Annotated in this window: 10 protein-coding genes; 8 read left to right on the top strand and 2 right to left on the bottom strand. The window is 33.7% G+C overall.

Features of this window, described 5'->3' with window-relative positions; all coding sequences use genetic code 11:
* Positions 1–136 precede the first annotated feature (136 nt).
* The 6 genes from EKM63_RS11145 (at position 137) to EKM63_RS11170 (ending at position 4,319) form a co-directional block, all read left to right on the top strand.
* The gene (locus EKM63_RS11145) at positions 137–1,072 is read left to right on the top strand and encodes a replication initiation protein (protein ID WP_125706633.1); all 936 of its coding nucleotides are present in this window, start codon (positions 137–139) and stop codon (positions 1,070–1,072) included.
* On the top strand, positions 1,065–1,580 hold the full coding sequence (locus EKM63_RS11150; protein WP_125706629.1) for a DUF536 domain-containing protein: 516 nt from the start codon (positions 1,065–1,067) through the stop codon (positions 1,578–1,580). Before EKM63_RS11145 ends, EKM63_RS11150 begins: the two co-directional genes overlap by 8 nt.
* A gap of 82 nt (positions 1,581–1,662) precedes the next feature.
* Positions 1,663–2,490: a hypothetical protein gene (locus EKM63_RS11155; protein ID WP_056950784.1), complete on the top strand. Its 828-nt coding sequence runs from the start codon at positions 1,663–1,665 to the stop codon at positions 2,488–2,490.
* Positions 2,491–2,521: 31 nt separating this feature from the next.
* Positions 2,522–3,202, top strand: coding sequence for a TIR domain-containing protein (locus EKM63_RS11160; RefSeq protein WP_056950787.1), 681 nt, complete (start codon positions 2,522–2,524; stop codon positions 3,200–3,202).
* A gap of 31 nt (positions 3,203–3,233) precedes the next feature.
* The gene (locus tag EKM63_RS11165) at positions 3,234–3,650 is read left to right on the top strand and encodes a hypothetical protein (RefSeq protein ID WP_056950789.1); all 417 of its coding nucleotides are present in this window, start codon (positions 3,234–3,236) and stop codon (positions 3,648–3,650) included.
* 246 nt (positions 3,651–3,896) lie between these two features.
* On the top strand, positions 3,897–4,319 hold the full coding sequence (locus EKM63_RS11170) for a YjdF family protein (protein ID WP_125706631.1): 423 nt from the start codon (positions 3,897–3,899) through the stop codon (positions 4,317–4,319).
* A gap of 148 nt (positions 4,320–4,467) precedes the next feature.
* Here the strand turns inward: EKM63_RS11170 and EKM63_RS11175 are convergent, their stop codons facing one another.
* Together EKM63_RS11175 and EKM63_RS11180 are read right to left on the bottom strand one after the other, a co-directional pair.
* Positions 4,468–4,815 (bottom strand): type II toxin-antitoxin system PemK/MazF family toxin, encoded by a 348-nt coding sequence (locus EKM63_RS11175; RefSeq protein WP_031942470.1) that lies wholly within the window; start codon positions 4,813–4,815, stop codon positions 4,468–4,470.
* Entirely contained in the window at positions 4,815–5,078 is a 264-nt protein-coding gene (locus EKM63_RS11180) for a type II toxin-antitoxin system PrlF family antitoxin (RefSeq protein ID WP_001748062.1), read from the bottom strand. Before EKM63_RS11180 ends, EKM63_RS11175 begins: the two co-directional genes overlap by 1 nt.
* A 77-nt stretch (positions 5,079–5,155) precedes the next feature.
* Here EKM63_RS11180 and EKM63_RS11185 point away from each other — a divergent pair, with 77 nt between their 5' ends.
* Together EKM63_RS11185 and EKM63_RS11190 are read left to right on the top strand one after the other, a co-directional pair.
* Positions 5,156–5,743, top strand: coding sequence for a site-specific integrase (locus tag EKM63_RS11185; RefSeq protein WP_025016518.1), 588 nt, complete (start codon positions 5,156–5,158; stop codon positions 5,741–5,743).
* A gap of 355 nt (positions 5,744–6,098) precedes the next feature.
* Positions 6,099–6,311, top strand: coding sequence for a hypothetical protein (locus EKM63_RS11190; protein WP_047021686.1), 213 nt, complete (start codon positions 6,099–6,101; stop codon positions 6,309–6,311).
* Positions 6,312–6,941: the final 630 nt, after the last annotated feature.

The raw sequence follows: 6,941 nt of genomic DNA on the forward strand, positions 1-6,941 counted from the left end.
AACGAGGTTTTGTCTGTTTATCAACGAGGTTTTGTCTGTTTATCAACGAGGTTTTGTCTGTTTATCAACGAGGTTTTTAATGGTGATCGTTGATAAACAATCGTTGATTTTATATAATAGTTGTGGAGGTGTGATTATGAGCAATGAACTTATAAAATATGATCCTGAACTTAATACCATTCCGTTACGTAAATTCACCCCTATTGAAATGAATCTATTTTTTTCAATTATTTCTCGTATGCGTGATAAGGGAGATCAGACAGTTAGATTTTCTTTTGAACAACTTAAAGATTTGAGCAACTATAAACCGACTGCAAATAATCGCTTTGAAGATGATATTCAAAGAACTTATGAAAAGTTAATGGGACTTCATTTTGGAAGACGTAGTAAATCTGGATTAAATAGAGAAATGTTTGTTATGTTTACTAAATTCAGAATTGTTGGTGAAGCTGATTCTCCTTATATAGACATTGAAGTATATAAAGATGCTTTGCCACTTCTTAATAATTTAGACACGTGGGTTAGATATGCTTTAGCGGAATTTAGAGATCTTCGAAGCAGTTATGCTAAAACCGCTTTTAGATTGTTAAAAGGTTTCAGAACAACCGGTTATGCTTTTTTATCAAAAGAAGATTTTTTTGAGTTACTTGATATTCCTAAAAGTTATTGGAAAAAACCGGGAGACGTTGATAGATACGTTCTTAAACCAATCAGAGAAGAATTGGCCCCTCTATTTAGAGGCCTAACTGTTCGAAAGAAATATGGTAAAGGCCGCGGGAAACCAGTGATTGGGTATTCTTTTACTTGGAAGCCTGAAAAGAAAGACGCTAACGACTTCTCACAAGGTCAATTTCAAGATGAACGTCAAAAACTCTTTAACATTCAGCATAATGGTGAATTAACAGAACAGGAAAAATGGCGTGCCATTGATAAAGTTAAGGGGTTAACTCTAGGTTCTACTGAAAAGCAAGCATTGGCTGTCAAACAAGCCGAACATGATAAAAAAATAAGAGATCAAGCACGAAAAGAAGCACTTGCTGAACTCCGAAAGGGGTTTGGAAATAATGCCTAAAACTATTAGAGAACTTGCTGACGAATTAAATGTCTCTAAACAAACTATTCAATATCACTACCAAAGACTACCAACAAAGAACCAACAAAAAAATAGTCAAGGTACAAATATGATTAGCCTTACAGCTGAAAGGATTATTAGAGACAAGGTAACAAAGCCTTTGGTAGCAAAGAACCAACAAACAGGTAGCAAAAAAGAGACAAAGACTAGCGAAGAAAATAATGAGCTAATCGCTACTCTAAGAAGAGAAGTAGCAGATTTAAAGTCTCAACGTGACAAACAGCTTGCTACCAAAGACCAACAAATAGATCATCTAATAAAACTGATAGATCAGCAACAACAACTTCAATTAACAACTGTAGCAGAAAATAGAGAGCTAAAAGCCCATATTCAAAAAATAAATGGCTTACTTGAAACTTCTAAGTCATCTCAGAAACGACAAAACAATTCTCCAGAAGAGGACATGTATAAAAATAAGCGCAATAAAAACTGGTGGCACTTTTGGTAAAGATTTCTTATATTAGCAAAAATTTTATATAGTTAATTAACTGAATAAATCATATTAGTGATAAAAGAGAGGGGTATATATTTTGTATAAGGGTTTTAACTTAACTTTAAATCGTGCAGATAAAATGGATTTTATGGACATTTCTTCTCAAGATCTTGAATTGTATTCATCAGGTTTACGTAAACTTCGTTCAAATTTATTGGATAGAGTTAGCTCTAATATAGATTTGAAAGATGAAACTGGAATAATAGACGTAACTAAATTAAAAAATAATTGGTTTCCAGAAAACAATTATGATGTTTTCATATCACACTCTCACAATGATGTGTTGATTGCTAAGAGAATAGCGTGTTGGTTAAAAAATGAGTTTGATATTGATGCCTTTATAGATTCAACCGTTTGGGGATACTCAAATGATCTTCTTAAAAAGATTGATGATAATTATTGTGTTTTGTCTAAAAATAAAAAAAATGGCATGATAACTTATGACTATGACAAGCGAAACTATTCAACTAGCCAAGTAAATTTGATATTGTCATCAGCATTGCATGACATGATTGATTCTTGTGAATGTATTATTTTCTTAAACACAGAAAATTCTATTAGTGTTGTTAACACTATTAAAAATAAGACTAATTCTCCATGGATATATGATGAGCTTCAAACTACTAGGCTTATAAATAAAAAAGTACCAGAAAGACTACTATTAGAGACAGAAATTAGACAATCTGATTATATCAATAAGAGTTCTAATGAACTCCCACCTTTCCAGCATGATGTAACTCAAGAACTCACCAAATTATTAAAAATAACGAGAGATGATTTAGTGAATTGGAAACGCCAGTGGAGTTCTATACAAAATAAGGGTAACCGTAAACCGTTAGATCTATTATATTCTCATAGATTATAAAACGGTCGTTATTAAATTGGGGGAAATTGTATTGGGATACAAAGTTTTTGTTTCATACAAATACAAAGATAGTAATGTAGCATCACTAAGTGGATATTATAAAAATACCGTTAGGGATTATGTTGATTACCTGCAAACTACTAAATTTAGTGGCGATGATTTAAACAAGGCCGAAAATGATGACCAAGATCTAAGCGTATTTAAAGATGAAACTATACGTACAAAATTAAAGGAAAAAATATGGGACTCGTCAGTTACTTTAGTTTTGATTTCCCCTAATATGGTTGAACGCTTCAAGCCTGAAAAAGATCAATGGATTCCATGGGAAATTGCTTATTCTTTACGTACACAAACAAGAATAACAACAAGGAGTTTACCCAACGCTATTATTGCAGTTGTTCTTCCTGATGAACTTAATAGTTATGAATATTTTATAACTCATTGGACTTATGAAGAACAAGATAATCCAAAAGAAAAGACAGTAAGAACAATACATACAGATAAAACTTTTCAAGTAATAGCTAAAAACATGTTTAATCAGAAAAATCCTGATATTAAAGAGATTTATGGAAAAACTGTCTATTTTGGTAATAGCTCATATATTACTGCTATCGAGTGGAAAGATTTTATATTAGATGTTGATGGCTGCTTAGACAGAGCTATCTCTTTAAGAAATAGCATTGCTGACTATAATATGTGCAGGAAGCCCTAATAGGCTAATTTATATTTTGGAGGATATATACGTGAAAAACGGTGAAAATAAGCGTTTGCATATTCAAATGATTGAAGACGTTATTAATCGTATGTCATCTAATTCATTTCTTATAAAAGGGTGGTCATTGACGATACTTGGTGGATTAATAACTGTGTATTTAGCTAATATCAATAAATCTATGAGCTACTTAATTTTGTTATTATGTCTCTTTTTTTGCTTAATGTTTTGGGTTAGCGATACTTTTTATCTAAGAGAGGAAAGATATTTCCGAAATCTTTATGATGTTGTAAGGAAAAAAGATGAAAAAGATATTGATTTTTCAATGCAGCCCATTAGATCCGGAGAATCTTTTTTGTGTTGCATGATGAGACCCATATTTTTGATGTCCTACTTACCAATCTTCATAGTAATTATGGGTGCTCTATTATTGTTAAGACATAATTGAAATTCAATTTTTCAAATAATACCAAAATACTTATTGCCATTTTTAGTTAAAAATCATTCAGGGTCTATAATTAACAAATAACCCATTCAGAATTTTAAGCAACCTATTCTGAATGGGTTATTTGAGTTAAACTAGAAATAGAAAGTAAAAACACAGTTCGGTTGGTAGTCCGAACGTAGCAAAGCTATCAGTAACCTGCCTCCTTGGTTGTCCATCTTTCTTAATTAATTTTAAGGAGGATGTTTGATGTCTATTGTCCAGAGCTCACTAACAATTATCTTTGAACCACCGTTTTACAAAGCTATTTTTGAAAGACGTTTTGATTCCATTTATGAAGTTGGTCAAATTAACTTAGGCCCTTCAGAACCTAAATTAGCCTTGATTTATGATCTAGTTCTTCATCATTGGAATAAAGTTATCTTTTTCCAACAAAATGTTTGTGCTTCGTCTGTTTCTGAACGAAAAATCAATCCTAAGCGCCTTCAAAGGTTAGCTAGAAAGAGTATTCAGTATGGTGTCGGGACTAAAGCACAACAAACACTCAAAAAACAGTTGGAATATCAAAAAGTAACACGACAACATAATAGACGTACTAAGAAGATTTTGGATCAAGAAAAAAGATATAAGTTGCGCCAGGCAAAAAAAATACAGAAACACAAAGGACATTGAGAACCTAGTACAGAAAACTATATATTGTATTCAGGGTCTATAATCTTCAAATAACCCCTCGAAATCATTGTTAAAATAGCCCCCAATATCTATAATGTAGATATTGGGGGCTATTTTGTTTCTTTTATCAATAAATAACATCTGCTTTTCAGAAAAATTGTTGGACCTTTGTACTAATTGAACTAATTTCTTGCTGAGATAAAGTGGCCACAACTTCGCCATCTGATCGTTTTGTTGGATCGACAGCACGGACATGTTGCAATAACGCTGTCCCGTGAATTTCCCCGTTATCTATCCTGATAAATAACGGCGATTTAGCATACTTTTCTTGGGTACGATATTTGTCAGAGGTACTGATTGGCACAACTAGCACCGTATTAAAATAGCGATTATAGTGATCGTTGCTTACAACTAAACACGGTCGCTTTTTCTTAGTTTCAGTGCCTTTAGCCGGATCTAAATTAATCCATAAAATAGCGCCTTGTTTTAATTTCATTAATCAAAGTCTTCGCTTTCTACGTCTTTACCCCAATCAACTTCTGTTGTACTGAGATTTCCAAACTTTTTTTCTTGTTCATCAACAAGTTGCCATAGATCCGGTTTACTACGAACAATCATTACTTTACCATTTGGTTCAATCTGCCATTCAATTGTGTCAGTAGACCGAACTTTTAACAGTTCACGTACTGTTTTAGGAATTGTAATCTGATTTTTACTTGTGATCTTCGAGCTAACCTTAGTTACATTACCTGCGCTCACAATATCATCTCCTTACTTTTTCCTTACAAAAATAATAACATAACTGCTTTAATATCTCAAGAAAAGGAGAAAAGACTATGCAACAAGTTGTTTTACCCATCAAAGATTCAAACGTTCTTAAAGAGGTTCAAGATACGTTACTCAATAACTTTAAAGCTGGCCGACGTAACTATACGATTTTTCAAGTTGGTAAAGCGACGCTACTGCGAGTGAGTGACGTTATGGGCTTAAAACAGGCCGATATTTTTAATCCGGACGGTTCTATTAAACAAAATGCGTTTATTCATGACCGAAAAACTGGTAAACCTAATACCTTGTACCTTAAACCTGTTCAAACAGAGCTCTTATTGTACCGTCAATGGCTGCTTGATCATAAGCTGGATTCTGAATGGCTCTTTCCTTCAATTCAACACCCAGAACGCCATATTACTGAAAAACAGTTCTACAAAATTATGAGTAAGGTTGGCGATCTATTAGGAATTAATTATCTAGGTACTCATACGATGCGCAAAACTGGGGCTTATCGTGTTTACACGCAATCAAATTACAATATTGGCCTAGTCATGCACTTACTAAATCACTCAAGTGAATCAATGACTTTAGCTTATTTAGGCTTGGATCAAGCAAGTACAGAAAACATGTTGAACCAAATTGATTTTGGGTAAATTAGTTTGATTTTGTTGTCGCCAACGGCGACTTCTGACACAGGTTTTTAATGGGTCTAGCACAACATAGAATAATTTCTATGTGTAAGTGCGCCTTGACCTCGTTTTACTCGGTCTGCTGATAACCATAAAATCAGTTTTTGCTGTTGTTAAACTGAATGTATTTTTAATTCAATTTATACTTGCACTTAACTAAGTTTGTTATGCTTTAGATACTTAAAAAGTGTTGCAGATTACGCTGTTTTAAGCCAAAATTTTTTAATTGCTTTGTGCAGATAATCTTTATAAGCTTGGTAACAAATTTTGAATAACGGTGCTGTAAGATCTGTGAATTTAAATTGAAAGCATTATTTTGATGTTAGGGGTCATTAAGATTGACGAGAAGAAAGTATTAAAACCAATTGATGAAATGCTTGCTGATCCTTGGCAAGTTGATATTCAAGAATTGTTTGAAGCTTCTGTCAATGAACCTGACGAGATCAAAAAGAATCTGTATGATTCCCTGTATACTTATGTTTTGCAAAAAAGACAAGAAGATATTATTAATCGTCCTGGTTTCGTTATTTAGCCCTCTAAAAGCCTGCTGAGGGCTTTTTATTTTTGTTTTGGTATAAATATATATGAATAGTCTTAAAATTGCTAGAAACGAAAAATAAGGCCCTAAAAAACGAACATAGCAGCTAAGTTCTTGTTAAGATTCAAAAAAACTAACTGTTTGCTGTCAATGGTAGCGGACGAGCAAAGCGTGGGAGCATAAGGAATTGACAGCTCTAAACCAGTCTTAACACTGAATTGGCGAAAGCCAAAGTTTCTATAAAACTTTGCTTTCCTGCCTAACGGCGAGTGAAAAAGCGGTTAAGCTGGCTCAGCTTGGACGGGGTTCGGGGCGTCAGCGCCCGAATTAATGTGGCTTGCCACACCTTTTTAGGCAACGAACGAAGTGAGGCGCAAGGAGCATAGCGACTGGAGTTTAATGTGAGCCGGTTTTTGGCTCACTCCTTTGTATTTTTGTTTTAGATTTTGATCTTGTACAGCGGTGCCTCTTTTATACCTCTTTTATAAACCTCTTTTAAACCTCTTTTAGACCCCTATTGCGCCTTACTCTCCCAAGGCTTATAGAAGTTTATCAACGAGGTTTTGTCTGTTTATCAACGAGGTTTTGTCTGTTTATCAACGAGGTTTTGTCTGTTTATCAACG

Origin of the sequence: Companilactobacillus mishanensis, from assembly GCF_003946505.1 — a bacterium.
GTDB classification, from domain to species: Bacteria; Bacillota; Bacilli; order Lactobacillales; family Lactobacillaceae; genus Companilactobacillus; species Companilactobacillus mishanensis.